Source organism: Arthrobacter sp. NEB 688, from assembly GCF_013201035.1.
Lineage (GTDB): Bacteria > Actinomycetota > Actinomycetes > Actinomycetales > Dermatophilaceae > Phycicoccus.
Window position 1 is genome coordinate 945,913 of the sequence record NZ_CP053707.1, and the last position, 25,208, is coordinate 971,120.

Genomic DNA, 25,208 nt, shown 5'->3' on the forward strand with positions numbered 1-25,208 from the left:
TCCCCGGGACGGGGTCAGCCCCCGTCGGCGCCGGATGCGGACGCTGCGGCGGCGTCGACGCGCTCCACCCACTCGCGCAGCAGCCGGGCGAAGCGCCGGGGGTGCTCCATCGAGGGCAGGTGGGCGGCGTCGGCCCAGTCGACGCGCCCCGCGTCCGGGACCTCCGCCACCACCCGGTCCGCCGCGTCGTGGACGGTCGCGAGGTCGTGGTCGCCGACGAGCACGAGGACGGGGACGCGCAGCTCGGCCAGCCGCTCGGCGGCCGGGGGGTCGGGCTCGTCGACCTCCGCGTCGCCGAGCAGGCCCTCGACCTCGAAGGCGCGGCGCTGCATCCGTGCGACGGCGTCGCGCAGGGCCGGCGCGACCTCGTCCTCCCGGCGACCGGGCCCGACGAGCCACGTCGCGACGTTGAGCGCGACGGCGCCGTCGAGGTCGTCGGCGCCGAGGAGGGCGCGCTCGCCCTCGACGAAGGCGCGCAGGTCGTCGGTCATCGTCACGAGGAGGCTGCCGCCCGGCGGCGCCAGCACGACCGACTGCGCGAGCCCGGGCCGCGCGAGGGCCACCTCCGCCGCGACCCCGGCCCCGAAGGACGCGCCGACGAGGTGGCAGGAGGCGACGGACAGCTCGTCGAGGAGGGCCACCACGTCGTCCCGATGGCCGATCGCCCCGTCCGGCGGGGTGTCGGACTCGCCGACACCGCGCAGGTCGAGCCGGACGGCGTCGAGCGACGCGGTGAGGTCCTCCCAGACGGGGTCCCACATCCGGCGGTCGGCGACCCCGGCATGGAGCAGCACGACGGTCGGGGCGCCGGGCCGGCCGGCGCGCTCGTAGGCGATGGACCGGTCGCTCAGCGGCATGCTCGACCTCCGGATGACGTCATCCGGCGAGTCAACGCCGTCGGTCGGCCGGGGGCAACCGGGTTACCCCCGCGCGGGGGTCAGGCCGGCGCCCACGGCATCCCGGCGAGGACCTCCTCGAGGACGCCCACGCCGTGGTCGACGTCCTCCGGGGTCGTGTAGGGCGCGACCGACAGTCGGAGCACGGGCCCCTCGTCGGTGCCCGCGCACCAGAGGTCGACGCCGCGGGCGTGCATCCGGCGCAGCGCCTCCTCGGGGTCGACCGGCGGCAGCCCGACGGCGACCATGGCGGGCGAGCGCGGCGCCGGGGCCAGGACGGTGGTGCCGTGCAGGCCGAGCAGGAGCGTCTCGGCGTGGGCGGTCAGCTTCTCCCAGTGGTCGGCCAGCCCGTCGTCGAGCAGCCCGCGGTGGTACGCGAGGGCCACCGGAGCGACGAGGTGCGCCACGACGTCGTCGGTCCCGCCCCAGGCGAACCGCTCGGTCAGCGACTCCGACTGCGTGTACCAGCTCGTGACGACGGGGCGCAGGTCGGCGGCGGCGTCGTCGGGCACGACGAGGAAGCCGGCGCCCTTGGGCAGGTGCAGCCACTTGTGGAGCGTCAGGCAGACGTAGACACCGGGCCGGCGCACGGGCATCGTCAGCTGGCCGGCCGTGTGCGCGCCGTCGACGACGGTGGCGACGCCGCGCGGCGACAGCTCCGCGGAGAGGCGGTCGACCTCGTTGACCTGTGACCACGGCGAGGTGACGTGGCTGACGACGACGGCGCGCGTCCGCGGGCCGCACGCCTCGAGGAGCCGCTCGACGAGGCCCTCGTGGCGCCCGTCGACGACCTCGACGTCGACCCCCCGCGCCGCGAGCACGCCCATGAGCGCGACCGTCGCCTCGTACTCGCGGCTGGTGACGAGGACGTGGTCGCCGGTGCGCAGGGCCAGGTGGTCGACGACCGTCTGCATGGCCGTCGTCGCGTTGCGGACGAACACCCCGCGGTCGGCGGGCACGCCGAGGTGGGCGCACACCTCGCGGCGGGCGGCGTCCAGCTGGGGGAAGAGGCGGTGGTGGTAGAAGTCCGGGTAGTCGGCCTCGGCCTCCTCCCGGACCGCCCGCGCGGCGTCGAGCACCGCGGCCGGCGTGGCCCCGAACGAGCCGTGGTTGAGGAAGGTGCGGCCGCGGGCCAAGGTGTAGTCGTCCCGTCGGTCCATGCGCACATCCTCGCGTGGCCGACCCCCTCCTGCGCGCCAAAGCGCCACGACTTCCACACCCGGACCAGCAGGAATAGTCACGGCCGTTCGTCTGCTGGACCCTGCATGACCGTTCCCAGCATCACGCTCAACGACGGCACGACCATCCCCCAGCTCGGCTTCGGGGTGTTCCAGATCGAGCCGTCGGACACCGCAGAGGCCGTCACGCGCGCCCTCGAGATCGGCTACCGCCACATCGACACCGCGCAGATGTACGGCAACGAGGCGGGGGTCGGCGAGGCCATCCGCACCTCCGGCATCCCGCGCGACGAGATCTACGTGACCTCCAAGCTCAACAACGGCTTCCACCGTCCCGAGGATGCGCAGCGCGCCTTCGGCGAGACCCTCGAGAAGCTCGGCCTCGAGAAGATCGACCTCTTCCTCATCCACTGGCCGCTGCCGACGCTCTACGACGGCGACTACGTCTCGACGTGGCGCACGATGGCCTCCTTCGTCGAGGACGGGCGCGCCGCGTCCGTCGGCGTCTCGAACTTCCAGCCCGCGCACCTGCAGCGCATCGTCGACGAGACCGGCGTGATCCCGGCCGTCAACCAGGTCGAGGTGCACCCGTACTTCACCAACGAGGCCGTCCGCGCCGCCGACGCCGAGCACGGCATCGCGACCGAGGCGTGGTCCCCGATCGCGCAGGGCAAGGTCCTCGGCGACCCGGTCATCACCGAGATCGCGCAGGCCAAGGGCGTCTCCCCGGCGCAGGTCACGCTGCGCTGGCACGTCGAGCGCGGCGACATCGTCTTTCCGAAGTCGGTGACGCCGGAGCGCATCCGCGAGAACTTCGAGATCTTCGGCTTCTCGCTCACCCCGGACGAGGTCTCGCGCATCTCGGCGCTCGACCAGGGCGAGCAGGGTCGCACCGGCCCGAACCCGGACGAGTTCGACTACGTCCCCGAGTGACCGCTCGCTGACGGGTCACCGACCGCGCGAGGGCCCGGCTCCACCACGGAGCCGGGCCCTCGCGCGGTCGCGGGCAGGTCCGGGACGCCTCAGGCGTATCGGGTCACCCGATACGACCGCGCTTCACCCCGGAACGGTTCCCGGGTGCAGCGCACCCGTATCGGGTCACCCGATACCCGTGTGACGCGGGGGACGAGGTGTGCGGTGCGGCGCGGCGGTCAGGGGGTCGCGAGGAGGTCGCCGTGCAGGACGGTGAACCAGCCGTCGGGGGCGTCGGCCCAGCGGCGCCAGTCCGCCGCGACGGCCTCGAGCTCACCCTCGGTGCAGCGCCGCTCGCGCAGCAGCTGGTCGGCCAGCCGTGACCCGGTGATGCGGTCCGCCCACGAGCCGCCCCACCAGGCGCGGTCCTCGGGCGTGGCGAAGCACCACGTCGAGGCCGTCACCTCGGGTGCCTCGAACCCCGCCGCCAGCGCCCAGCCGAGCAGCCGCCGACCGGCGTCCGGCTCGCCGCCGTTGGCGTGGGCGACCTCCCGGTAGAGCGCGAGCCACCGGTCGAGCCCGGCCGGTCGGGGCCACCAGGCGAAGGCGGCGTAGTCGGCGTCCCGGGCCGCGACGACCCCGCCGGGCCGGCAGACGCGGCGCATCTCGCGCAGCGCCTGCACAGGGTCGGCCACGTGCTGGAGGACCTGGTGGGCGTGGACGACGTCGAACGAGCCGTCGGGGAAGGGCAGGTCGTGGACGTCGCCGACGACGAGGTCGGCCCCGACCCCGCGGCGCCCCAGCTCGGCGGCGGTCAGCGCCAGGGAGGCGTCGTCGGTCTCGAGCGCCGTCACCCGCCCGGGCGCCACGAGGGCGGCGAGGTCGGCCGTCACCGTGCCCGGCCCGGACCCGACGTCGAGCAGGTCCAGGCCCGGGCGCAGCCGCGGCAGCAGGTGGGCGGCCGAGTTCTGCGCGGTGCGCCAGCGGTGCGAGCGCAGGACGGGCTCGGCGTGGCCGTGCGTGTAGGGCACCATCACCCCACCGTCCGCCGCCGGGCCGGCGCGGGCAAGGGGGTGGTCGCGGAGCGGTCGGGGGGTGTCCGCGGGGTGGTCAGTACCAGTGCGGCGAGCGCGCCTGCCACGCACCCCAGGCCGCGCACGGCGAGCCGTACGCGCGCTGGATGTACTCCATCCCCCAGCGCACCTGCGTCGTCGGGTTGGTCAGCCAGTCCGACCCGGCGCTCGCCATCTTCCAGCTCGGCAGCGCCTGCGGGATGCCGTACGCGCCCGACGAGGGGTTCGTGGCGCTCCAGCTCCACCCCGACTCGCCGTTCCACAGGTCGACGAGGCAGCCGAACTGGTCGCCGCCCCAGCCGTGCGCCCCGAGCAGCGAGCGGGCGGTGCGCTGGGCGCTCGCGGGCGAGCCGCCCCCGCCGCCGACGACCGGGGTCGAGCCGCCGTGCTGCGCGGCCTGGTCGCGCGCCGCGCGGGCCTCGCGCTCGGCCCGGGCCCTGGCCTCGGCCTCGGCGCGGGCCCTCGCCCGCGCGAGGGCGCGCAGCCCCGAGGCCCGCTGGGTCGCGAGCCGGGCGGCACGCGCCCGCAGGGCGGCGACCCGGGCGTCGAGGGCCTGCGCGCGGGCCGCGAGGTCGGCCGCGCGGGCGGCGGCCGCGGCCTCGGCCCGCTCCGCCGCCTTTCGGGCCTCCTGCGCCCGCGCGGTGGCAGCGGCCTGCTCGGCGCGCGCGGCGTCGAGGTGCGCCGACTCGGCCGTGCCGGCGGCGGCCGCACCGGCGGCGCGCGACAGCGCCGCGCTCGTGCGGCGGCCCTGGAGGTCGAGGACGACCTGGGCGTCGGCCATCGACTCGGGCGAGCCGGTCAGGGCGAGCTCGAGGGCGTTCATCTCGCCCGAGCTCGTCCAGGCGCGGAAGGCGGCGTCGGCGACGTCGCGGTGGGCCTGCACCTGCTCGTCCCGGGCGCGGGCGAGGTCGTCGGCCGCCTTGTGCGCGAGGGCGGTGGCCCGCGCGAGGTCCTGCTCGGCGGCGCGCTGCGTGTCGACCGCGCGCGCGACCCCGAGCTGGAGGGTCGTGAGCTCGCGGGCGAGGGCGGCCTGCTGGCCGGCGAGCCGGGCGGCCTCCCGGTCGGCGCTCGCGGCGGCCGCCTGCGCCGCGCGCACCTGGCCGGCGCCGGGCACGACGGGGCGGTCTCCGTGGGCCGCCGGTGCGCCGGCCAGCGCGAGGGCCAGTGCCACGACCGCCGCGCGGGCGATCGTGCGGGCACGCGGGCGGGCAGTCATCCCCGCAGTGTCACACCCGCCACACCAGCCACGGAAGCACCACGGCCCCGGCGTCCTCAGGATGCCGACAGGCGAGGTGCCCCGCCGGCGGCACGCCGCGGGCCCGCCACCCGGGTCACGGTGGCGGGCCCGGGGCCGGCTCGGTCAGGCGGGACCCAGTGACAGACCGTCGCCGAACCGGAAGAGGGCGTCGTCCCCGAACCCGGGGACGTCCTCGGGGTGGCGCCGCACGGCGTCCATCGACGCGGGGACGTCGAAGGGCAGCCGGCCGACCGGCGGGATCTTCCCGGTCAGGGCGGCGAGGAGCGCGGCGCCGCTGCTGCCGTAGGTCCCGGTCAGCGCGGAGCAGACGGGGACCAGCGGGGTGAGCACCGCCGGGCGGTCGAGGGAGACGTCGACGACGAGCGGGCACTGCGCCGCGACGCGCTGGAGCCGGCTGACGAGGCCGGGCGGGAAGTCGAGCGAGCCCTGGTGGAACCACGCCTCGAGGAAGAGGTCGTCCCGCGGCTCGAACGGCGCCTGCAGCCGCACGAGGGCGACGTCGGCCTCCTCGGGGGACGCCGCGACGGCGAGCCCGGCGGCGACGAGGTCGTCCGCGCCGACGCCCTCGGCGTAGACGCGAGCGCCGGGGCGCAGCGGGAGGGTCGGGGCGTCCCCGTCAGCGCCGCGCGCGGGCTCGTTGACGAGCACCGTCACCGAGCGGGCCTGCGCCTCGAAGCCGGCCGCACGGAACTCCTCGTTGCCGAGGAGGCCCGCCGCCGCCTCCTCGTCGACGAACGGGTCGTCGAAGAGCCCCAGGCGGAACTTGACCCGCAGCAGGCGGCGGGCCGACTCGTCGACCCGTGCCTCCGCGACGCGGCCGGAGCGCACGAGGTCGAGGAGGACCTCGACGCACTCCTCGCCGCCGAACTGGTCGGCGCCGGCGTGCAGCAGGAGCTCCATCCGGCCGGCGGGGTCGAGGTGCTCGACCCCCCAGGCGCGCGCCGGCAGCACCTGGTCGCCGACGTGGTTGTCGTTGACGAGCTCCCAGTCGGTGAGGACGACGCCGTCGAAACCGAGTCGCTCGCGCAGCAGCCCCGTCACGACCTGACGGTTGAAGCCGAAGCCGACCTGCTCGACCGGCTCTCCATCGATCTCGAGCCCGACGGGCATCCCGTAGTACGGCATGATCGCCGCGGTGCCCGCCTCGATCGCGCGGGGGAACGGGTCGAGGTGGTCGGCGAACCGCCCTCCCTCGTAGACCTGCTCGCGGCCGTAGGGGAAGTGCGCGTCCTCGCCGTCCTTCTGCGGGCCACCGCCGGGGAAGTGCTTGGTGACGCACGCGACGGTGTCGGGCCCGAGCTCCGGACCGCCCTGGAAGCCCTCGAGGTAGGCCACCCCGAGGTCGCCGGCGAGGCGCGGGTCCTGCCCGAAGGTGCCGGCCTGCCGGGCCCAGCGGGGCTCGGTGGCGAGGTCCAGCGTCGGGTGCAGGGCCTGGCGGATGCCGACGGCGGTGTACTCCTGCCGGGCGATGTCCGCGAAGCGGCGCACGAGGGCCGGGTCGCGCAGCGCCGCGAGCCCGAGCGGCTCGGGCCACTGCGAGAACGAGCCGGCCGCGAAGGACACCCCGGCGTTCTCGATGAACGCGTGCCGGGGGTCGGTGCTCACCGTGACCGGGATGCCGTGCGGCGTCCGCTCGGCGAGCCGCTGGAGGGCGTTGCTCCACCGGGCCGCCTGCCGCGCGTCGCGCAGCTCGTGGACGTTGAAGTGCGACAGGTGCTTCCGCAGCACCACGTCGCTCGTCGCCGACTTGCTGATGGCACCGGGCTCCTCGAGCACCTCGCCGTCCGCGCCGGCCTCGATGACGGTGTGGAACATCAGCCCGGCCTTCTCCTCGAGGGAGAGGCGGCCGAGCAGGTCCTCGACGCGCTCGTCGACCGGGAGGCGCGGGTCCTCGTAGGGGTCGAGGACGCCGTTGCCGTTGAGGTCGCGCCAGGCCGGGGTGTCGTCGGTCGCGGGGTGGTGGACGACGGGGGTGTCGGTGGAGGTGCTCATGCGAGACCCGCCCCGAACTCCTCGATCCCGATGACGGGGCGCAGGCGCTTCTCGACCGCCCTCGTGGAGAACGCCTTCCGGATGACGTCGCGACACAGGACGTTGCCGACCGCGCCCATGACCATCGCCTGGTCGAGCGAGAGGTAGCGGCGGGCGATCGTGCCCGAGCGCACCGCGACCGCGTCGAAGAACCCGCCGCGGCCGTAGGCCCGCAGGTCCTTCTCGATGCCGGAGAGGTTGGCGAACGCCTCCCGCGGCTCGTGCATCATCGCGAGGAACGCGGCGTGCGGCGTGACGACCCCGTCGCCGAAGGTCGGGTGCGGGTTGGTCGCCTCGCGACAGGTGCCGAACCCCGGGTCGTAGTTCGTGCTCTCCTGGTCGGAGCAGTAGCCGTCGGGGTTGAGGCCGAGCGCGTCGACGCCGTACTCGCGGTAGCCGCCGGCCGGGTTGGACGAGGGCGAGAAGCCCCAGTAGCCGTACTTCGCCTCGAGCAGGCCGTGCTCGCGCTGCGCGCGGACGTGCAGCGGGTGGTTGCGGCCCCACGAGCGCGGCGCCCAGCGGGCCTCGGGCACGAAGACGTCCGGCATGAGCTCCTCGAACATCGACCCGCCCCAGCCGGGCACGACGTGCATCCCGCGGTAGGTGTAGGCGCCCTCGTAGACGTCGAGCCCGAGGTAGGTGCGGGTCTCGCCGACCGGCTGCATCTCGTGCCACGACCAGTCGCACGTGGCCGGAAAGGTGCGCCAGGACGCGAACCAGTGCTTCGCCGGGACCTGGCCCGTGAGGATGCCCAGGTAGCTCGTGATGCGGGTCTCGGACACCGCCGTGTCGTAGTGGTGGTTGGTCAGCCAGACGTCGTCGCCGGTGCCGAGGTGGTTGCCCTTGGTGACACCCGAGGTGTCGGCGGGCTCGGTGACGTAGAAGCCGCCGTGCATGAGGCCGCCGGGGCGCGGGCCGGCCGGGTCGTAGAAGACGTCCCAGCGCATCCGCGAGAACAGCCGGTCGGCGTCGCGTCGGGCGCCGGGGACGGCCTCGCGGACGACCATGAGCGCGGCCCCGAGCCAGCCGCTGTCGACGCTGGAGACGAACGGCTGCACCGGGTCCCCGGAGTCCGGCCACGTCGTGAGCACGGCCCCGGAGGTCTCGTCGTACCAGTTGAAGTACATGCCGCTCGGCTCGTGGTGCTCCATCCGCAGCAGCGTCGAGAGGGTCTGCCGCACGCGCCGGGTCGCCTCGCCCGGCGTGATGATGCCGAGCTCGCGGGCGACGACCGCGCTCCACAGGTACCCGCCGATGTTCGTCGGCGAGGTGTAGCCGCTGCGGTCGCCGGCGGCGAGCGACTCCGGGATGTTGTCGGCCGGCAGGCCGGTGCGCTCGTCGGTCATCGCGACGAGGGAGCGCCAGGTGTCCGAGGCCCAGCGGCGCACGGTGTGAGGGTCCCACGCGTGGTGGTGGTCGGGGCCGTGCACGAGCGACGGTGCGCCGGAACGGGACACGGCGGCCGCGCTGGGGGCCGCGGCGCCGCTGACGACGAGGCCGCCGAGGGCGGCGGCGCCGCCGACGAGCAGCTGGCGGCGCGAGGCCGGGACGGGGGCGGAGGCGGGACGGGGGGTCATCGGGATCTCCTGACGGGGTGGGGTGGGTGACGCCGGACGGTCCGGGCGTCACTTGATGCCGGTGGTCGCGATGCCCTCGATGAACCGGCGCTGGAAGACCATGAAGACGACCAGCACCGGGAGGACGACGACGGTGGCGCCCGCGAGCAGCAGCCCGTACTGGGTGCTGTTCTGGCCGGTGCTGTAGAGCGCGAGGGCGACGGGCAGCGTGTAGGTGTCCTCGGTCTGCGCCACGACGAGCGGCCAGAGGAAGTTGTTCCAGCTGCCGAGGAAGGTGAGGATGCCGAGCGTCGCGAGGGCCGGCCCGCACAGGGGCAGGATGATGCGCGCGAAGATCCGCAGCTCGCCGGCGCCGTCGACGCGCCCGGCGTCGATGAGGTCCTTGGGCAGCCCGAGGATGAACTGCCGCATGAGGAAGACGCCGAACGGGCTGACGAGGAACGGCAGGAACAGCCCGGGGAGGGTGTCGACGAGCCCGGCGTTCGCGACGAGCACGAACAGCGGCACGAAGGTGACGACGCCCGGGATCATCAGCGTCGTCATGACGAGGACGAACAGCGCTCTCTTGCCGCGGAACTCGAGCATCGCCAAGGCGTAGCCGAGCATCGAGCAGAAGAGCAGGTTGCCGACCGTGACCACGACGGCGACGACGACCGAGTTGGTGAAGTAGCCACCGAAGTCGAGCCGGCTGAACAGCTGCGTGTAGTTGTCGAGCGACGCGCTCTGCGGCCACCAGGTCGGCGGCGACTGGCGCAGCTCGCCCTCGGACTTGAACGAGCCGAGGACCATCCACACGAACGGGGCGATGACGGCCACGAGGGCCACGGTGAGGACCCCGTAGAGCCACCAGGTGGTGCGCTTGGCGGTGAGCATCGGGTCAGCGCTCCTCTCGCAGGAGGCGGAACTGGATCGCGGTGACGACCGCGACGAGGACGAAGATGATGTAGCTGATCGCCGCCGCGTAGCCGTAGTTGCCGAACCCGAACTGCTTGTACGTGTACATCGACATCGAGATCGTCGAGTTCAGCGGGCCGCCGTTGGTCATGACGAAGGGCTCCTCGAAGAACTGCAGGTAGCCGATGCCGGTGGTCACCGAGACGAAGAGGATCGTCGGGCGCATCAGCGGCAGCGTGATGTGCCGGAAGCGCTGCCACGCCGACGCGCCGTCGATGGCGGCGGCCTCGTGCAGGTGCCACGGCACGGCCTGGAGCCCGGCGAGGAAGATGATCATCCCGGTGCCGAAGTTGCGCCAGGTCGCCATGAGGATGAGCGAGGGCATCGACCAGGTGGGGTCGCCGAGCCAGTTCGGGCCGTCGATGCCGACCCAGCCGAGCACGGTGTTGACGAGCCCGGCGTCGGTCTGCAGCAGGAAGCGCCAGACGACGGCGACGGCGACGATCGAGGTGATGACCGGTGTGTAGAAACCGAGCCGGAAGACCGAGCGCAGCCGGTGGATGCCGCGGTCGAGCGCGACGGCCGCGGCGAGGGCGACGGTCAGGGTCAGCGGCACCCCGACGAGGACGAAGTACGCGGTGTTGCGCATCGACTGGAGGAAGAGCGGGTCCGAGAGCGCCTTGGCGTAGTTCTCGAACCCCGTGACGTCGACGGCGAACGGGGTGCGCAGGTCGCGCGAGCGGGTGTCCGTGATGCTCATGAAGAGCGACTGGAGCACCGGCCACGCGGTGAACGCGAGGAAGAGCAGGCTGAACGGGAGGGCGAGGATCCACGCGGCCCGCCCCTCGCGCCGGGCGGCGGCGCGGGTGCGCCGGCCGCCGCCCGGGGCGGTGGACTCGCCGGCGGGGGCCGGCGGGGCGGTCGTCGTGGTCATGTCACTGACCGGTGCCGATGGAGTCGGCCTGCTGCTGCACCGTCTTGAGCGCCGCGGCCGGGTCGGCGCCGGTCTTGGTCACCTTCTCGAGCTCGGAGTCGAAGGACGCGACGACCTGCTCCCACGTCGGGAACGACGGCGGCGCCTTGGCGGTCGTCAGCTGGTCGCCGAAGACGGCGAGCTTGTCGTCGCCCGAGAGGGCCGAGTCGTCCCACGCGGACTGGACGGAGGGGAGGTCGGTGGACATCCCGTACCACTTGGCCTGGGTCTTGGGGTCGGCGAGGAACTGGACGAACTTCCACGCGGTGTCGCGCTGCTTGCTGTTCTTGAAGACGACGAAGTCCGAGCCGCCGACGAACGACGAGGAGCCGGCGCTGCCCGCGGGGATCTTCGCGACGGCGTACTTGTCCTTGAACCCCTCGCCGCCGACCTTCTCGACCGCGGACATCATCCACGGGCCGGAGATGAACATCGGCACCTTGCCGCTGACGAAGTCCGGCTCGGTCGTCGGCTGCGCCGGGGCGGCCTTGTCGGAGATGCCGTCGGTGAAGAAGGACTGGTAGTACTGCACGGCCTTGAGCAGCTGCGGGGTGTCGAAGCTGTACCTGCCGTCGGCGTCGAGCGCGGCGCCCTCGCCCCAGGCGAACGGCATGACCGTCTGCCAGGAGCCGGTTCCGCCGGCCTGGAGGCCGATGCCCCACTTGGCGCCGGCCTTGTCCTGCATGGCCTTCGCCATCTCCTTGAGGCCCTCCCAGGTCGTGGGGGCCTCGGTGTACCCGGCCTTCTTCGCGAGGTCGGTGCGGTAGTAGACGAGGCGGGTCTCGACGTACCAGGGGATGCCGTAGCTCGTGCCGCCGACCTTCGTCGTCTCCTGGGCGCCGGGGAAGAAGCCCGCGGAGTCGATGTTGCCGGGCAGCGGGTCGAGCGCGCCGAGGCCGGCGAACTCGCCCATCCACGTCGTGCCGACCATCGCGGCGTCCGGGGTGCTGTTCGCGGTGATGGCGGTCGTGAACTTGTCGTGCGCCGCGTCCCAGGGGATGGCGGTGACGTCGACCTTCGCGCCGGGGTTCTGGGCCTCGAAGTCCTTGGCGAGCTCCGGCAGCTTCTCGCCCTCGGCGCCCATCGCCCAGACGGTGATGGTGCCGGTGGCCTGGCCGGAGGTGACGTCGGTGCCGGTCGTGGCGGCGCCGGCTCCGCTCTCGTTGCGGCCGCAGGCGCTGACGGCCAGCGCCGCGGTGGCGACGATGACCAGGGCGGTCGTCGGGCGTCGTCTCATGTCGAACTCACTTCCTTGTGGGTGGACGGGGCGAGGGTGTGGCTCAGGGGACCGTCGGCGACGGTTCGGGGCATCCGCACGACCCGCGCAGGACGACGCGGGTGGCGAGCAGGCCGGGGTCGCCCGGCTCGGCGCCGGTGATGCGCTCGTGGAGGCGCCGGGCGGCGAGCCCGCCGAGCTCGCGGACCGGCTGGCGGACGGTCGTGAGGCCGGGGCGGACGTAGCGCGCGGCCATGACGTCGTCCCAGCCGGTGACGGCGAGGTCGTCGGGGACCCGGACGCCGCCCGCGGCGAGACGGGTGGTCAGCGCGAGGGCGACCTCGTCGTTGGCGCAGACGACGGCGTCGGCGGTGACCTCGCCGGCGAGGATGCGCTCGGCGGCGGCGGCGCCGTCGCTCTCGCGCAGCCCCCCGCCGAGGGGCGCGGGGACCTCGAGGCCGCGCTCGAGCAGGGCGGTGGCGTAGCCCTCGAAGCGCTGGCGGACGTCGGGGGCGACGCCGGGGTCGCCCGCGAAGACCGGACGGGTGCGGCCGTGCCGGTCGAGCAGGTGGGTGGTCAGCTCGTGCGAGCTGGCGACGTTCTCGGCGGCGAGGCGCTCGAAGCCGGTCGTGGCGCCGCCGGCGACGACGAGGACCGGCTTCTGGCGGGCGGCCCGCTCGAGGACGTCGTCGGGGATGATCCCGCCGAGCACGGCCACGCCGTCGACCCCGGCCGTGAGCCGGGTGAAGCGCGGGGCGTCGAGGGGACGGTCGGGCTCGACGAGGGCGAGCACGACGCTGAGCTCGAGCTCGGCGGCGGCCTGCTCGAAGCCCATGAGCAGCTCGGAGAAGTAGGGGCCGTGCAGCTCGGGCAGGACGAGGCCGACGGCCTCGTGGTGGCGCACGGCGAGCGAGCGCGCGGCGGCGAGCGGCACGTAGTCGAGCCGGTCGATGGCGTCGAGGACCTTGGCGCGGGTGCGCTCGGCGACGGCCGTGCTGCCCTGGATGACGCGGGAGACGGTGGCGATGGAGACGCCCGCGGCCTCGGCGACCGAGTAGATCGTCGTGCCCGCGTGCTCCGGCGTGCTCGTGCTGCGACTCACCGCGCCACCTCCTTGTAAGCGCTTACAACTGAATGTAAGCGCTCACAGTGCCACGGGGTCCCGGCGCCCGGCAACCCGTGGGGGCGCCGACAACGGTGTCGGCAAGGGGCCCCGGGCGTGATGCGCAGGCCGCTGACCTGCACCGATGCGACGCGCCCGACCGCTCGTCGATTTCCCGCCCCCACGGGTGGTCACCGGTCGTCGACAGCGTCGATGTCGGCACGGGACGGGGTGGTCATCGATCGTCGAGAGTGTCGATCGAGGCACGCCACGGCCGAGCCCGGGCGGGCCTCGACGGCGGCGCGGGAGACGGCCACACTGGCCGGATGGGCACCCCGTACGTCGTCACCCGCTCGACCACGACCGACGCCTCCCCGGCGGCCGTCCACGCTCTGCTCGAGGACTTCCACGCCTGGCCGCGGTGGTCCCCGTGGGAGGACCTCGACCCGCAGATGCGCCGCACCTACACGGGTGCCGAGCGGGGTCCGGGCGCCCGCTACGCGTGGGAGGGCAACCGGAAGGCGGGCCGCGGCACGATGGAGGTCGTCGGGTCCACCCCCGGGCAGGTCGACGTCGACCTCGCCTTCGAGAAGCCGTTCCCGTCGCGCTCGCGGGTCGAGTTCGTCCTCACCCCGCAGCCCGGTGGCGGGACGGGCGTGGAGTGGCGGATGCGCGGCGAGCTGTCGCCGGTCATGCGGGTCTTCTCGCTCGTGAAGTCGATGGACTCCCTCGTCGGCCCGGACATGGAGCGCGGCCTGGCCCGGCTGCGCACGGCCGCCGCGTCGGCGTCCTGAGGGTCAGGCGCGCCGGCGCCCCGGGCGCGTGAGCAGGGCGTCGAGCCCCCAGAACACGCTGGCCACGACGAGCCCGAAGACGAGGATGGCCACGAGGGTGCCTGCGACGGACGGGTACCCGAGCTCGACGACGTTGGTGAAGTCGTAGGGGTAGGCACCGACCACGGCGCCGCGGGCGAGCATCCACGCCACCCAGGCGAGGGGGACGACGAGCGCGAACGGGACGAGCCGCCCGGTCACCCACCCGCGCGGCCCGGCCACGAGCCACACGAGGACGGTGAGCGCCGGCGTCACGACGTGGAGGATCGGGTCGGTCAGCCGCGACCAGCCCACGACGTCGGCGGTGGGGGCGAGGAGCACCTGGTACACGATGGCGGTCACGGTGATCATCAGGAGGGCGTCGAGCCGGATCACCCTGTCCAGGAACGCGGCTCGCATCGGGCGCCGGGCGAGCAGGGTCGCGGAGACGGCGACGACGACGTTCGACCAGATCGTGAAGTAGCTGAGCGTGTCGGCCAGGCGGGACACCACGCCGGCGAGGCCGTCGGGGTGCAGGCCGTAGAGCCCGCGCGGCGGCACCGACTCCGCGTAGCCGCCGGCCCCGGAGATGACGAGCGTCAGCGCGAGGCCGAGCCACGCGACGCCGGCGTTGAGGGCGAACGCGGACCGCGCCGCGCGGGAGGTGCCGGGGGCGGGGACGTCGACCACGGGGCGAGTATGCCCGCGCGGTGGGACGCCGGCGGCGCGGCGCGCCCTCAGCGCGGACGCGGGTGCCGGCCGGCGCCGGGGAGGGTGAGAGCGACGGCGAGGGCGGTCTCCCCGGTGACGACGACCCAGAGCGCCACCCCGGTCGGTGCGCCACCGGGGACCAGGGCCAGGGCGATGGCCGCGAGCCCGGCGGCGGCCACCACCCATCCCGCCACGGGGTGACCGGTCCGGCTGCGCGACAGGGCGACCGCGTGCGCCAGGAGCCCGAGCCCGAGGACCCCGGCCGCCGCGACCCACGAGCGCCCGAAGGACTCGGGGCCCTCGCGCCCGGCCGTGACGAGCCCGAGCGCGGCGAGCGTCACGAGCACGGCGTAGCCGAGCCGACCCAGCAGGGCCGCGCGGGCCGCCGGGCGCGCGAGGGTCCGCGTCCGGCGCCACGACGCGCGGGCGACGACCACCTGCAGGCCCGCGACGATGACGAAGGACGCGGCGACGTCGACGGCGGCCGTCCCGGGGCGCCCGAGGACCACGAGCGCCGGCGCCGTGAGCAGCGTCGCACCGAGCAGCGGCCCGACCACCCCGGCGGTGGCCCGCCGGGTGGTCCGCGGGCGCCGGTCCCCGCGGGGCGCGGTCTCGCGGGTCGCGGTCGTCGTCATGGGTCGAGCGTGGCCCGCGGCCGGCCGGGCGTCTGTCGGGGGCGACCCTGAGCCGACCCGGACCGCCACCCGATCGCGCTAAGCCCGCACGTGCGGGGGTGTCGTCGTCCGGGTGGGTGGCCGATCGCGATAAGCCCGCACGTGCGGGGTCGGCGCGGGAAGGCCGGCTTGGACCGCCACCCGATCGCGGTAAGCCCGCACGTGCGGGGTCGGCGCGGGTGGGGGGCCGGGGTGACCGGCGGGCGACGGCCACGGCGCTGCGGTGGTCCCGCGCTCCCGCGGCCGGTTATGGTCACCATGACTTCCCGAGGAGGCTCCGGTGACCCACGGCCCCGGCCTGCTGACCGACCGCTACGAGCTGACGATGCTCACGGCGTTCGTCCGCGACGGCAGCGTCGACCATCCCGCGGTGTTCGAGGCCTTCGCCCGCCGCCTGCCCGAGGGGCGCCGCTACGGCGTCGTCGCCGGGCTCGGCCGGCTGGCCGCGCTGGTCGAGGACTTCCGGTTCGACGCGGCCGAGGTCGCCTGGCTCGAGGCCGCGGGCGTGGTGGACACCGCGACGGCGGCCTGGCTGCGCGACTTCCGGTTCTCCGGCGACGTCGACGCCTACCCCGAGGGCGACCTCTACTTCCCGGGCAGCCCGGTCCTCAGCGTCCGGGGCACGCTCGGTGAGTGCGTGATGCTCGAGACGCTCGTGCTGAGCGTCCTCAACCACGACACGGCCGTCGCGAGCGCCGCGGCCCGGATGGTGCTCGCCGCGCAGGGCCGCCCGCTCGTCGAGATGGGCAGCCGGCGCACCCACGAGGAGGCGGCGGTCGCCGCGGCCCGGGCCGCGTACCTCGCCGGGTTCGCCTCGACGAGCAACCTCGCCGCCGGCCACCGCCACGGGGTGCCGACGGTCGGGACGGCGGCCCACGCGTTCACGCTGGCCCACGCGAGCGAGGCCGAGGCGTTCGCCAGCCAGGTCGCGGTGCAGGGCGTCGGCACGACCCTCCTCGTCGACACCTACGACGTCGAGCAGGGCATCCGGACGGCCGTGGAGGTCGCCGGGCCGCGGCTCGGGGCGGTCCGCATCGACTCCGGGGACCTCGCCGAGACCTCGGCGGCGGCCCGCGCGCTCCTCGACGAGCTCGGCGCCCACACCACGCGGATCACCGCGACGAGCGACCTCGACGAGTACGTGCTCACGGCGCTCGCCGACGCGCCGATCGACGGCTACGGCGTCGGGACCCGGGTCGTCACCGGTTCCGGCCACCCCACCGCGAGCCTCGTCTACAAGCTCGTCGCGGTGGCCGCCGAGCCCGGCGGCCCGCTGCGGCCGGTCGCGAAGAAGAGCCACGACAAGGTCTCGGTCGGGGGCGGCAAGACGGCCTGGCGCGCGCACGACGAGGGCGGCGTCCTCCGGCGCGAGTGGTACCGCACCGACGGCCGCGACGAGCCCGGCGCGACCCGCGTCCAGGTGCCCGTCCTGCGCGGCGGCCGGCCGGTCGGCGGCCCCGACCTCGACGCCGTCCGGGCGCACTGCGCCGCGGCGCTCGCCACGCTGCCCCCGGAGGCGCGCTCCGTCGCCGCCGGCCGGCCGTACCTCACCGTCGAGCAGGAAGGGGAGACCGATGGCTGACGCACTCGTCGTCGTCGACGTCCAGACCGACTTCGTGGAGGGGGGCGCGCTCGGGGTCGAGGGCGGCGCCGAGGTGGCCCGGCGGGTCAGCGAGCACCTCGCCGGGCACCGGGACGACTACGTCGCCGTCGTCGCCTCGCGCGACTGGCACGAGCCGCACGGCACCAACGGCGGCCACTTCGCCGCGCCGGGGGCCGAGCCCGACTACGTGAGCACGTGGCCGGCGCACTGCGTCTCCACGGGCCCGGGAGCCGGCTACGCCGACGGGTTCGACACCTCCGCCGTCACCCACCACGTCCGCAAGGGCCGGGGCAAGGCCGCCTACAGCGCCTTCGAGGGCACGACCGAGGACGGCCGGCCCCTGGCCGACCTGCTGCGCGGGCTCGGGGTGACCCACCTCGACGTCACCGGCATCGCCACCGACCACTGCGTCCGGGCCACCGTCCTCGACGCCCGCCGCGAGGGCTTCTCGGTCCGGCTGCTCGCCGGGATGCACGCCGGCGTCGGCCCGGTCACGAGCGAGCGGGCCCTCGCCGAGATGGCCGCGGCCGGGGCGGAGGTCGCGCCGTGAGCGGGCACCCGCCCTTCGCCGTCACCGTCGACCTCGGCGTCTTCACCATCCGCGACGGCGTCTTCTGCGTCCTGCTCGTCGAGCGCGGCGCCGAGCCCTTCGCGGGGTCCTGGGCGCTGCCCGGCGGGTTCGTCGAGGCCGACGAGGACGCCGAGACGGCCGCGTGGCGCGAGCTGCGCGAGGAGACGGGCGTCGAGCGCTTCGAGGGTCACCTCGAGCAGCTGCGCACGTACTCCGCGCCGGACCGGGACCCGCGGATGCGCGTCGTGTCGGTGGCGCACGTGGCCTTCGCCCCCGACCTGCCGGAGCCCAGCCCGGGCTCGGACGCCGCGAGCGCCCGCTGGTGGTCGGTCGACGACGTGCTCGACGACGGCCCGGACGCCCCCGCCCTGGCGTTCGACCACGCCGAGATCCTGCGCGACGCCCGCGACCGGGTACGCGCCAAGCTCGAGTACACGACCCTCGCGCGGGAGTTCGTGGCCGAGCCGTTCACGCTGCCGGAGCTGCGCCGCGTCTACACCGCGGTCTGGGGCACCCCGCCCGACCTCGGCAACTTCCGGCGCAAGGTCCTCGGCACGGACGGCTTCGTCGTCCCCACGCAGGCCCACGGCGTCTCGGCCGCGGGCGGCCGCCCGGCGCTGCTCTACCGCCGGGGCACGGCGACGGACATCCAGCCGCCGATGCTCCGCACGGCGACCCGGCCGGAGCGCTGACCCCGCCGATGGGCCACCACCACGCCCTGCCCGGGGCCGCCGCGCACGAGGCGCGGATCGGCGACGACCCCGACCGCCTGCCGCCCACCCCGCTCGTGACGCGTGTCGTCGTCGTGCTCCTCGTGCTGCTGACGACCGCGGCCACGGTCGTCGGCCTCGTGGCCCTCTGGCCGCGCGGCGACCTGCCGACCAACCCCGAGCTCGACTACGCGGTGCAGGGGGCGACCTTCCCGCAGGCCACCGTCGTCTCGCTGACGACGCCCTGCCCGGCCCTCGCCCCTGACTCGACGGACGAGGTGCCGACCGGCGCGCCCGACTGCGGGCAGCTGACGGTGCGCCTCGACGACGGCTCGGAGCAGACGGTCCGCATCCAGCCGGAGGTCAGCCGCTCGGGCCTGCGCGCCGGCGACACGGTGACGCTGCTGAAGCTGCCGGACGCCGCCGTCGACTCGGCCCAGGAGCAGGGGGCGATCCTCGACAGCGCGTACTCCTTCGCGGGGGTCGAGCGGCAGCCGCCGCTGCTCGTCCTCGCGGCCGTCTTCGTCGTGCTCGTCCTGCTCGTCGCGCGGTGGCGCGGGCTCGCGGCCCTCGTCAGCCTCGGGGTGGGCGGCGCCATCCTCCTGTTCTTCGTGGCCCCGGCGCTCCTCGACGGCGCGAACCCGGTCGCGGTGGGGCTCACCGCCTCCGGCGCGACGATGCTCGTCGTCCTCTACCTCACGCACGGGCTCAGCCTGCGCACCTCCACAGCGCTCCTCGGCACCGTCCTCGGCCTCGGGCTCACGGCCGTCGCGGGCGTCCTCGGCTCGGACGCGGCCCGGCTGACCGGCGTCGGCGACGAGAACAGCGGTCTGCTGCAGGCGCTCGCGACCGAGGTCCGGCTGCACGACCTCGTCGCCTGCGGCGTCCTCATCGCGGCCTTCGGCGTCCTCAACGACGTGACCATCAGCCAGACCTCGGCCGTGTGGGAGCTGCGCGCCGCCGACCCCCGGCGCACCCGCGGGGCCCTCTTCGCGTCGGCGATGCGGATCGGCCGCGACCACCTGGCCTCGACCGTCTACACGATCGTGTTCGCCTACGCCGGAGCCGCCCTGCCCATCCTCCTGCTCATCGCGCTCTCCGGTCAGGGCGCCGACAAGCTCTTCCTCTCCGAGGACATCACGGCGGAGGTGGTGCGCACCCTGGCCAGCGCCGTCGGCCTGGTCCTGGCCATCCCCGCGACGACGGCCGTCGCCGTGCTCGTCGCGCCGCCGCCCAGCCCGGCGGACGCGCCCGGCGAGCCCCTCGACGCCGTCCCGGCGTGAGCGCCGCGCTGGTCGTGGCGCCCGACGGTGTGGTGGGATCGGGGTCCGGCCCGCGGGCTCCACGACGCGGCCGGACCGTCCGCCGCCACCCGCGAGGAGCACGATGACCGACGCCAGCACGCTGGGGGTGCACTCCGAGGTCGGGCGCCTGCGCAAGGTCCTCGTCTGCCGGCCCGGGCTCGCCCACCGCCGGCTCACGCCGACCAACAGCGCCGACCTGCTCTTCGACGACGTCATGTGGGTCGGCCAGGCCGAGCGCGACCACGCCGACTTTGTCGGCAAGCTGCAGGGCCTGGGCGTCGAGGTCGTCGAGCTGCACGACGTGCTCGCCGAGACGATGGCCATCCCGCAGGCGCGCGACTGGCTGCTCGACCGCAAGATCGTGCCCAACCACGTCGGGCTCGGGCTCGTCGACTCCACCCGGGCCTTCCTCGAGAGCCTCGAGCCGGCGCGCCTCGCGGACTTCCTCATCGGCGGGCTCGCCATCCCCGACCTGCCCGAGGACTTCCGCACGCCCTTCGTCCTGCTGGCGCGCGAGCAGTCCGGCGCGCGCGAGTACCTGCTGCCGCCGCTGCCCAACACCCTCTACACGCGCGACACGACGTGCTGGGTCTACGGCGGGCTGACCCTCAACCCGCTCTACTGGCCGGCGCGCCAGAACGAGACGATCATCTACAAGGCGGTCTACCGCTTCCACCCCGACTTCGCGGGCTCGACCGTGTGGTGGGGCGACCCCGAGGCCGACTGGGGCGAGGCGACGCTCGAGGGCGGCGACGTCATGCCGGTCGGCAACGGCGTGGTCCTCGTCGGGATGAGCGAGCGCACCTCGCGGCAGGCCATCACGCAGGTCGCCGCCTCCCTCTTCGCCCAGGGCGCGGCCGAGAAGGTCGTCGTCGCCGGCCTGCCCCAGCTGCGCGCCGCGATGCACCTCGACACCGTCTTCACCTTCGCCGACCGCGACGTCGTGACCCTCTACCCGAACGTCATGGACGGCGCGCACACCTTCGTCCTCCACCCGTCCGACACCGACCCCGGGGTCGAGGTCGAGGACCGCGGCGAGGGCACCTTCACGAAGGTCGTCGCCGACGCCCTCGGCCTCGACGGCCTGCGCGTCATCGAGACCGGTGGCGACGTCTACGCCTCCGAGCGCCAGCAGTGGGACAGCGGCAACAACGCCGTCGCCGTCGAGCCGGGCGTCGTGTTCACCTACGACCGCAACACGACGACGAACGCGCTGCTGCGCGAGGCCGGCATCGAGGTCGTCGAGATCGTCGGCTCCGAGCTCGGCCGCGGCCGCGGGGGCGGGCACTGCATGACCTGCCCGCTGGTCCGCGACCCCGTCGACTACTGACCGTGCAGACCCCGCCGCGCGGGCTGCCCGACGACGCCGTCCTCGAGGCCGTGCGCGCCGGGTGGGACCCGGGCGCGGGGTCGCTGACCCACCTGCCCGTCGGCTACGGCAGCCACCACTGGGCGACGACGGGCGCGGACGGCCGTCGCTGGTTCGTCACGGCCGACGCGACGCCGGACGACGCGTCCGCCGCCCGGCTGGCCGCCGCCTACGGGGTCCCGGCCGCGGCCCGCGCGCACGGGGTCGCCGGGGCGCACGGCCCGGTGGCCGCCGCCGACGGCGCGCTGCTGCACCGCGTCGGCCCGTGGTCGGTGTCGGTGCAGCCGTGGCTCGACGGCACGGCGGGTGGCTTCTCCGACCGGTGGGCCGACGCGGACGCCGAGGCGGTCGTGCGGCTGCTCGCCGCCCTCCACGCCGTCGACGCGGCACGCACCCCGGCGCCACTCGAGGACCCCGCGCTGCCGGGCCGGGACGGGCTCGAGGTCGCGCTCGACCGGTGCGGCCGCGGGGAGCCGCTCGCCGGCGGACCGCTGGCCGGGGCCGTCGCCGAGGCCCTGCACTCCCACTTGGACGCGGTGCGCCAGGCGCTGGGCGAGGACGCGGCCGGGACGTCGGGAGCCGCCGACGGCGTCCTGACCCACGGCGAGCCCCATCCCGGCAACGTCGTCCGCACCGCCGACGGCCCGGTGCTCGTCGACTGGGACACCGCCCGCCGGGCGGAGCCCGAGCGCGACCTCTGGCTCGTCGCGGCGCGCACCGACATCGACGTCACCGCCCTCTACGCCGACCTCGCCGGGCGGGTGCCGTCACCGGGCCGGATGCGGTGGCGCGAGCGCCGGTGGGCGCTGGCCGACGTCGCCGCCTACGTCGTCGAGCTCGCGGCGGCGCCGGCACCGGACGCCGACACGGCGTGGCAGCTGCGCTCCCTGCGCGCCACGCTCGCGGGCCTCGACGGCTGACGTCGTCGCAGGTCACCTGTCGCCCCCGGCCGGGTGCCCCGTAGGCTCGTCCACCAGTGCTCGACCACCGGAGGGACCCCCCGATGAGCCCCGACCGCACGTTCCACCCGTCCGCGGGCCGCACGCTCGGCGTCGAGTGGGAGCTGGGCCTCGTGGACCCCGGCACGCTCGACCTCGTCTCGCGGGCGCCGGAGCTCATCGCGGCCCTCGGCGACAGCGGCACGCGCAGCGGGTCCGCCTCTGCCGGACGCTCGTCGGTGACCAACGAGCTGCTGACCAACACGCTCGAGATCGTCACGGGCATCTGCGACAACGCCGCGGCCGCCGGCGAGGACCTGCAGCACGGCCTCGACCAGGTCCGGCGGGCCGCCGACGACCGCGGTCTGGCGCTGTTCGGCGGTGGGGCGCACCCGTTCAGCCGCTGGGAGGACCAGGAGGTCTCCTCGGGAGAGCGCTACGCGACGCTCATCGACCGCACCCAGTGGTGGGGCCGGCAGATGGTCATCTACGGCGTGCACGTCCACGTCGGCATCACCTCGGCGGCCAAGGTGTGGCCGCTCGTCAACGCCCTGCTCACGTACCACCCGCACCTCACGGCGCTCTCAGCGTCCTCGCCGTTCACCGGTGGGGTCGACACGGGGTACGCGAGCAACCGCACGATGCTCTTCCAGCAGCTGCCGACCGCGGGGCTGCCCTTCCAGTTCGAGACCTGGGCGCAGTACCGGACCTACCTGCACGACGTCTTCACGACGGGGGTCGTCGACGACGTGAGCGAGCTGCGCTGGGACATCCGGCCCTCGCTCGGCCTCGGGACCATCGAGGTCCGCGCGTGCGACGGGCTGTCGAGCCTCGCCGACGTCACGGCCGTCGCGGCGCTCGTGCACTGCCTCGTCGTGCACCTCGAGGACCAGCTCGACGTCGGGCGCCTCCCCGCCCCCCTGCCGCCGTGGCACGTGCAGGAGAACAAGTGGCGCGCAGCCCGGTACGGGCTCGAGGCCATCGTCATCGTCGATGCGGACAGCCGTGAGGTGCCGGTCGTCGACGACGTGCTCGAGCTGCTCGAGCGCCTCCAGCCGGTGGCCCGACGGCTCGGCTGCGTCGCGGAGCTCGCGGGCATCGAGCGGCTGGCCCGCGGGGGCGGCGGCTACACGCGGATGCGCGAGGCCGCCACCGCCGCGGACGGTGACCTGCGGGCGGCCGTGCGGGCCGCGCTCGTCAGCGGCTGACGGCGTCCAGCTCGTCGGCGACCGGGGTGTCGCCGGTGTTGAACTCGACGACGGCGTGCGCCGTGCCCGGGCGGGCGAGCACCTCGGCGACGACGAGGGCGACGTCGGCGCGCGGCACCGACCCCTTGCCCGCGCCGGTGCGCGAGGTCTCGATGCGGCCGGTCGACGGGTCGTCGGTCAGGGCGCTGGGGCGCACGAGGGTCCACGCGAGGCCGGAGGCCTGGAGGTGCTCGTCGGCCGCGGTCTTGGCCTCGGCGTAGGCGAAGAAGCCGTCGTCCTCCGGCACACCGTGGCCGGGCCCGGCGCCGTAGTACGACACCATCACGTACCGGTCGACCCCGGCCTCGAGGGCGGCGTCCATCGAGCGGATGGCCGCGTCGCGGTCGACGGCGTAGGTGCGCTCGGGGCTGCCGCCACCGGCGCCGGCCGACCAGACGACGGCGTCGAAGCCGCGGACGAGGTCGGTCAGCTCGCCGGTCGACATCGACTCGACGTCGGCGACCTTCGCGGTGGCACCGTCGGCCTCGACGTCGGCGGTGTGCTCGGGGTTGCGGATGACCGCGGTGACCTCGTGCGAACGCTCGGCGAGGAGGGGGGTCAGGAGGCGGGCGACCTTGCCGTGGCCGCCGATGGTGAGTACGCGCATGTCCGGGCCAACACCCGCCCGGGGGCCGCTGTTCCTCGGGTTCGACAGGGGCGTCCGACAGGTGCGTCCGACAGCGGCGGTCAGGCCAGGGCGGCGACGGCGGCGACGAGCCCCGCCACCGCGGTGACCGAGCGTGCGGCGTCGACCGTCCGCAGGCGGCGCGCGAGGGCGGGCGTGCGGCCCCGGCGGCCGAGCGCGCCGTGGGTCGGGGCGGCCAGGAGAGCGGTGAGGAGGAGGACGACCCCCTGGAGCGCGACGGCCATCAGGACCGCGGCCGTGCGGGGCCCGGAGGCCAGCGCCCACCCGGCGGCCCCGAGCACGGCCGCGTAGGTCGGGACGACGAGGACGAGGACCCGGCGCGAGTGGCGGTCGTGGGCGTCGGCGAACCGGTCGGCCGGCTGCTCGAGGAGGGTCGGGTAGGCGAGCGTGCTCACCGCCAGCTGGAACGCGGCGTGCCACGCGGCGACGGCGGCGAGGGCGACGAGCGGTGTCACCGGCCCGGGGCCCGCAGGCGGCGCGGCATCCCGAAGGCGGTGAGCGTGCCGGTCGAGTGCAGGACGCTGTCCGGGGGCCGGGCGGCGAGGTCGGCGAACCCGGCGGCGGCGAGGAGCTCGTCGTCGAGGTCGAGCAGCTCGGCCCGGCGCAGCGGCCAGGGCGGGTGCTCGTTGGGGACCCACGCGGTGCGTCCGGCGACGCGGGTGTGCAGGCCGAACCGGGCGGTGACGAACTCGGACACCACGTCCGGCTCGGGCAGCTCCTCGCCGACCCGGACGCGCATCGTCGAGCGGGCCCCGCGGGGCGCGGGCAGCCGGCGGGTCGAGGTGTAGCGCACCTCGTCGCCGGAGCGCTCCATCCGCATCCGCGCCCATGTGTACGGCGTGCCGAAGACGAGCCGCGCCCCGACGGCGACGAGCGTGCGCTCGCACTCGAGCGACCCGAAGACCACGCCGTGGCGGCCCTCGTCGTCGACCGAGTAGAAGCGGACGTTGGTCTCGAGGAAGTCGCCGAGCCACGGCACGGCCGGGCCGCGACCGAAGCCGGCCCGGTGCATCCGGAAGGGGATGAGGCCGACGTACGTCACGCCGTCGAGGACGTCGGGGCGGGCGCCGGCCGGCAGGAGCGGGGCGACGCGCTCGGGCGGCACCGCCCAGTGGACGAACGTGATGTCGCGCCACTGTTGGCGCATCGTCCGTGGGCCCGTCAGCGGGGGAGCCTCGACCCGTGCCTGCATGCTCCGAGTCTCCGTCGCGCGCAGCGGCGCCGGGGGCCGGACGGCGCGGACCGGTGGGTCGGCGTCGAAGGAGCGGGAGCGTTGCCTCAGTGCAGCCGGGTGCGGCGCCGGCGCAGCTCGCGGACCACCGCGGCCTGGCGCCGCACGACGCGCAGGTCGCGCTCCGAGAGCCCGTGGCCGGCGCGGCCCCGGAGGGCGTCCTCGGTGGAGGCGAGCTCGGCGATGAGGTCGCGGACGGACGGGGTGCCGGGGGCGGAGGTCGGGAGGGGGGCCGTCGTCGTCATGGCCCCACCCTCCCGGCGGTGCCTCGGGGCGGGCTCG

25 protein-coding genes are annotated in these 25,208 nt (G+C 75.2%); 9 read left to right on the top strand and 16 right to left on the bottom strand.

Features of this window, described 5'->3' with window-relative positions:
• Positions 1-14: 14 nt before the first annotated feature.
• On the bottom strand, positions 15-857 hold the full coding sequence (locus tag HL663_RS04485) for an alpha/beta fold hydrolase (RefSeq protein ID WP_173027244.1): 843 nt from the start codon (positions 855-857) through the stop codon (positions 15-17).
• Between the two features lie 80 nt (positions 858-937).
• Positions 938-2,056 (bottom strand): aminotransferase class V-fold PLP-dependent enzyme, encoded by a 1,119-nt coding sequence (locus HL663_RS04490; RefSeq protein ID WP_173027245.1) that lies wholly within the window; start codon positions 2,054-2,056, stop codon positions 938-940.
• A 105-nt stretch (positions 2,057-2,161) separates the two neighbouring features.
• On the opposite strand from HL663_RS04490, the gene HL663_RS04495 reads away from it, so the two are divergent.
• Positions 2,162-3,007 (top strand): aldo/keto reductase, encoded by an 846-nt coding sequence (locus tag HL663_RS04495; RefSeq protein WP_173027246.1) that lies wholly within the window; start codon positions 2,162-2,164, stop codon positions 3,005-3,007.
• A gap of 218 nt (positions 3,008-3,225) precedes the next feature.
• Here HL663_RS04495 and HL663_RS04500 read toward each other — a convergent pair whose 3' ends face one another.
• From HL663_RS04500 to HL663_RS04535, 8 genes are all read right to left on the bottom strand, one after another.
• Positions 3,226-4,020 (bottom strand): class I SAM-dependent methyltransferase, encoded by a 795-nt coding sequence (locus tag HL663_RS04500; RefSeq protein ID WP_173027247.1) that lies wholly within the window; start codon positions 4,018-4,020, stop codon positions 3,226-3,228.
• A gap of 76 nt (positions 4,021-4,096) precedes the next feature.
• On the bottom strand, positions 4,097-5,275 hold the full coding sequence (locus HL663_RS04505; RefSeq protein ID WP_173027248.1) for an aggregation-promoting factor C-terminal-like domain-containing protein: 1,179 nt from the start codon (positions 5,273-5,275) through the stop codon (positions 4,097-4,099).
• A 144-nt stretch (positions 5,276-5,419) separates the two neighbouring features.
• Complete coding sequence (locus HL663_RS04510) at positions 5,420-7,309, bottom strand: glycoside hydrolase family 3 protein (protein WP_173027249.1); 1,890 nt, start codon at positions 7,307-7,309, stop codon at positions 5,420-5,422.
• Positions 7,306-8,925, bottom strand: a complete 1,620-nt coding sequence (locus HL663_RS04515) for a glucoamylase family protein (protein WP_173027250.1) — start codon at positions 8,923-8,925, stop codon at positions 7,306-7,308. Before HL663_RS04515 ends, HL663_RS04510 begins: the two co-directional genes overlap by 4 nt.
• 48 nt (positions 8,926-8,973) lie before the next feature.
• Positions 8,974-9,798, bottom strand: coding sequence for a carbohydrate ABC transporter permease (locus tag HL663_RS04520; protein WP_173027251.1), 825 nt, complete (start codon positions 9,796-9,798; stop codon positions 8,974-8,976).
• A gap of 4 nt (positions 9,799-9,802) precedes the next feature.
• Positions 9,803-10,753 carry a carbohydrate ABC transporter permease gene (locus HL663_RS04525; protein WP_173027252.1) on the bottom strand — a complete coding sequence of 317 codons (951 nt, stop codon included), beginning with the start codon at positions 10,751-10,753 and terminating at the stop codon, positions 9,803-9,805.
• A gap of 1 nt (position 10,754) precedes the next feature.
• The gene (locus tag HL663_RS04530; RefSeq protein WP_173027253.1) at positions 10,755-12,029 is read right to left on the bottom strand and encodes a sugar ABC transporter substrate-binding protein; all 1,275 of its coding nucleotides are present in this window, start codon (positions 12,027-12,029) and stop codon (positions 10,755-10,757) included.
• Between the two features lie 43 nt (positions 12,030-12,072).
• Positions 12,073-13,110: a LacI family DNA-binding transcriptional regulator gene (locus HL663_RS04535; protein ID WP_173027254.1), complete on the bottom strand. Its 1,038-nt coding sequence runs from the start codon at positions 13,108-13,110 to the stop codon at positions 12,073-12,075.
• Positions 13,111-13,436: 326 nt separating this feature from the next.
• Between HL663_RS04535 and HL663_RS04540 the strand changes: the two genes are divergently transcribed.
• Entirely contained in the window at positions 13,437-13,904 is a 468-nt protein-coding gene (locus HL663_RS04540) for an SRPBCC family protein (RefSeq protein ID WP_173027255.1), read from the top strand.
• Between the two features lie 3 nt (positions 13,905-13,907).
• Here the strand turns inward: HL663_RS04540 and HL663_RS04545 are convergent, their stop codons facing one another.
• Both HL663_RS04545 and HL663_RS04550 read right to left on the bottom strand, forming a co-directional pair.
• Entirely contained in the window at positions 13,908-14,612 is a 705-nt protein-coding gene (locus HL663_RS04545) for a Pr6Pr family membrane protein (protein WP_173027256.1), read from the bottom strand.
• A 47-nt stretch (positions 14,613-14,659) separates the two neighbouring features.
• Positions 14,660-15,268, bottom strand: coding sequence for a hypothetical protein (locus HL663_RS04550; protein WP_173027257.1), 609 nt, complete (start codon positions 15,266-15,268; stop codon positions 14,660-14,662).
• 319 nt (positions 15,269-15,587) lie between these two features.
• On the opposite strand from HL663_RS04550, the gene HL663_RS04555 reads away from it, so the two are divergent.
• The 7 genes from HL663_RS04555 (at position 15,588) to HL663_RS04585 (ending at position 23,010) form a co-directional block, all read left to right on the top strand.
• On the top strand, positions 15,588-16,889 hold the full coding sequence (locus HL663_RS04555; RefSeq protein WP_353654112.1) for a nicotinate phosphoribosyltransferase: 1,302 nt from the start codon (positions 15,588-15,590) through the stop codon (positions 16,887-16,889).
• Entirely contained in the window at positions 16,882-17,460 is a 579-nt protein-coding gene (locus HL663_RS04560) for an isochorismatase family protein (protein ID WP_173027258.1), read from the top strand. The genes HL663_RS04555 and HL663_RS04560 overlap by 8 nt, the downstream gene beginning before the upstream one ends.
• Positions 17,457-18,173, top strand: coding sequence for an NUDIX hydrolase (locus tag HL663_RS04565; RefSeq protein WP_173027259.1), 717 nt, complete (start codon positions 17,457-17,459; stop codon positions 18,171-18,173). The genes HL663_RS04560 and HL663_RS04565 overlap by 4 nt, the downstream gene beginning before the upstream one ends.
• An 8-nt stretch (positions 18,174-18,181) precedes the next feature.
• Entirely contained in the window at positions 18,182-19,474 is a 1,293-nt protein-coding gene (locus HL663_RS04570) for a YibE/F family protein (protein WP_173027260.1), read from the top strand.
• A gap of 103 nt (positions 19,475-19,577) precedes the next feature.
• Positions 19,578-20,825, top strand: a complete 1,248-nt coding sequence (locus HL663_RS04575; protein WP_173027261.1) for an arginine deiminase — start codon at positions 19,578-19,580, stop codon at positions 20,823-20,825.
• A gap of 2 nt (positions 20,826-20,827) precedes the next feature.
• The gene (locus HL663_RS04580) at positions 20,828-21,784 is read left to right on the top strand and encodes a phosphotransferase (RefSeq protein ID WP_173027262.1); all 957 of its coding nucleotides are present in this window, start codon (positions 20,828-20,830) and stop codon (positions 21,782-21,784) included.
• 83 nt (positions 21,785-21,867) lie between these two features.
• The gene (locus HL663_RS04585) at positions 21,868-23,010 is read left to right on the top strand and encodes a glutamate--cysteine ligase (RefSeq protein WP_173027263.1); all 1,143 of its coding nucleotides are present in this window, start codon (positions 21,868-21,870) and stop codon (positions 23,008-23,010) included.
• Here the strand turns inward: HL663_RS04585 and HL663_RS04590 are convergent.
• The 4 genes from HL663_RS04590 to HL663_RS04605 all read right to left on the bottom strand — a co-directional run bounded on the left by HL663_RS04590 (position 23,000) and on the right by HL663_RS04605 (position 25,171).
• Positions 23,000-23,656, bottom strand: coding sequence for an SDR family oxidoreductase (locus HL663_RS04590; RefSeq protein ID WP_173027264.1), 657 nt, complete (start codon positions 23,654-23,656; stop codon positions 23,000-23,002). The genes HL663_RS04585 and HL663_RS04590 overlap by 11 nt on opposite strands.
• Positions 23,657-23,736: 80 nt before the next feature.
• Complete coding sequence (locus tag HL663_RS04595) at positions 23,737-24,150, bottom strand: hypothetical protein (protein WP_173027265.1); 414 nt, start codon at positions 24,148-24,150, stop codon at positions 23,737-23,739.
• Positions 24,147-24,887: a YqjF family protein gene (locus HL663_RS04600; RefSeq protein WP_173027266.1), complete on the bottom strand. Its 741-nt coding sequence runs from the start codon at positions 24,885-24,887 to the stop codon at positions 24,147-24,149. Before HL663_RS04600 ends, HL663_RS04595 begins: the two co-directional genes overlap by 4 nt.
• An 86-nt stretch (positions 24,888-24,973) precedes the next feature.
• Positions 24,974-25,171: a hypothetical protein gene (locus HL663_RS04605; RefSeq protein WP_173027267.1), complete on the bottom strand. Its 198-nt coding sequence runs from the start codon at positions 25,169-25,171 to the stop codon at positions 24,974-24,976.
• Positions 25,172-25,208 lie beyond the last annotated feature (37 nt).

What these genes read in the sequence shown, in the direction of transcription:
- HL663_RS04485 (WP_173027244.1), bottom strand. Translation starts at nt 857, where the DNA reads ATGCCGCTGAGCGACCGGTCCATCGCCTACGAGCGCGCCGGCCGGCCC.
- HL663_RS04490 (WP_173027245.1), bottom strand. Translation starts at nt 2,056, where the DNA reads ATGGACCGACGGGACGACTACACCTTGGCCCGCGGCCGCACCTTCCTC.
- HL663_RS04495 (WP_173027246.1), top strand. Translation starts at nt 2,162, where the DNA reads ATGACCGTTCCCAGCATCACGCTCAACGACGGCACGACCATCCCCCAG.
- HL663_RS04500 (WP_173027247.1), bottom strand. Translation starts at nt 4,020, where the DNA reads ATGGTGCCCTACACGCACGGCCACGCCGAGCCCGTCCTGCGCTCGCAC.
- HL663_RS04505 (WP_173027248.1), bottom strand. Translation starts at nt 5,275, where the DNA reads ATGACTGCCCGCCCGCGTGCCCGCACGATCGCCCGCGCGGCGGTCGTG.
- HL663_RS04510 (WP_173027249.1), bottom strand. Translation starts at nt 7,309, where the DNA reads ATGAGCACCTCCACCGACACCCCCGTCGTCCACCACCCCGCGACCGAC.
- HL663_RS04515 (WP_173027250.1), bottom strand. Translation starts at nt 8,925, where the DNA reads ATGACCCCCCGTCCCGCCTCCGCCCCCGTCCCGGCCTCGCGCCGCCAG.
- HL663_RS04520 (WP_173027251.1), bottom strand. Translation starts at nt 9,798, where the DNA reads ATGCTCACCGCCAAGCGCACCACCTGGTGGCTCTACGGGGTCCTCACC.
- HL663_RS04525 (WP_173027252.1), bottom strand. Translation starts at nt 10,753, where the DNA reads ATGACCACGACGACCGCCCCGCCGGCCCCCGCCGGCGAGTCCACCGCC.
- HL663_RS04530 (WP_173027253.1), bottom strand. Translation starts at nt 12,029, where the DNA reads ATGAGACGACGCCCGACGACCGCCCTGGTCATCGTCGCCACCGCGGCG.
- HL663_RS04540 (WP_173027255.1), top strand. Translation starts at nt 13,437, where the DNA reads ATGGGCACCCCGTACGTCGTCACCCGCTCGACCACGACCGACGCCTCC.
- HL663_RS04550 (WP_173027257.1), bottom strand. Translation starts at nt 15,268, where the DNA reads ATGACGACGACCGCGACCCGCGAGACCGCGCCCCGCGGGGACCGGCGC.
- HL663_RS04560 (WP_173027258.1), top strand. Translation starts at nt 16,882, where the DNA reads ATGGCTGACGCACTCGTCGTCGTCGACGTCCAGACCGACTTCGTGGAG.
- HL663_RS04570 (WP_173027260.1), top strand. Translation starts at nt 18,182, where the DNA reads ATGGGCCACCACCACGCCCTGCCCGGGGCCGCCGCGCACGAGGCGCGG.
- HL663_RS04575 (WP_173027261.1), top strand. Translation starts at nt 19,578, where the DNA reads ATGACCGACGCCAGCACGCTGGGGGTGCACTCCGAGGTCGGGCGCCTG.
- HL663_RS04585 (WP_173027263.1), top strand. Translation starts at nt 21,868, where the DNA reads ATGAGCCCCGACCGCACGTTCCACCCGTCCGCGGGCCGCACGCTCGGC.
- HL663_RS04590 (WP_173027264.1), bottom strand. Translation starts at nt 23,656, where the DNA reads ATGCGCGTACTCACCATCGGCGGCCACGGCAAGGTCGCCCGCCTCCTG.
- HL663_RS04600 (WP_173027266.1), bottom strand. Translation starts at nt 24,887, where the DNA reads ATGCAGGCACGGGTCGAGGCTCCCCCGCTGACGGGCCCACGGACGATG.
- HL663_RS04605 (WP_173027267.1), bottom strand. Translation starts at nt 25,171, where the DNA reads ATGACGACGACGGCCCCCCTCCCGACCTCCGCCCCCGGCACCCCGTCC.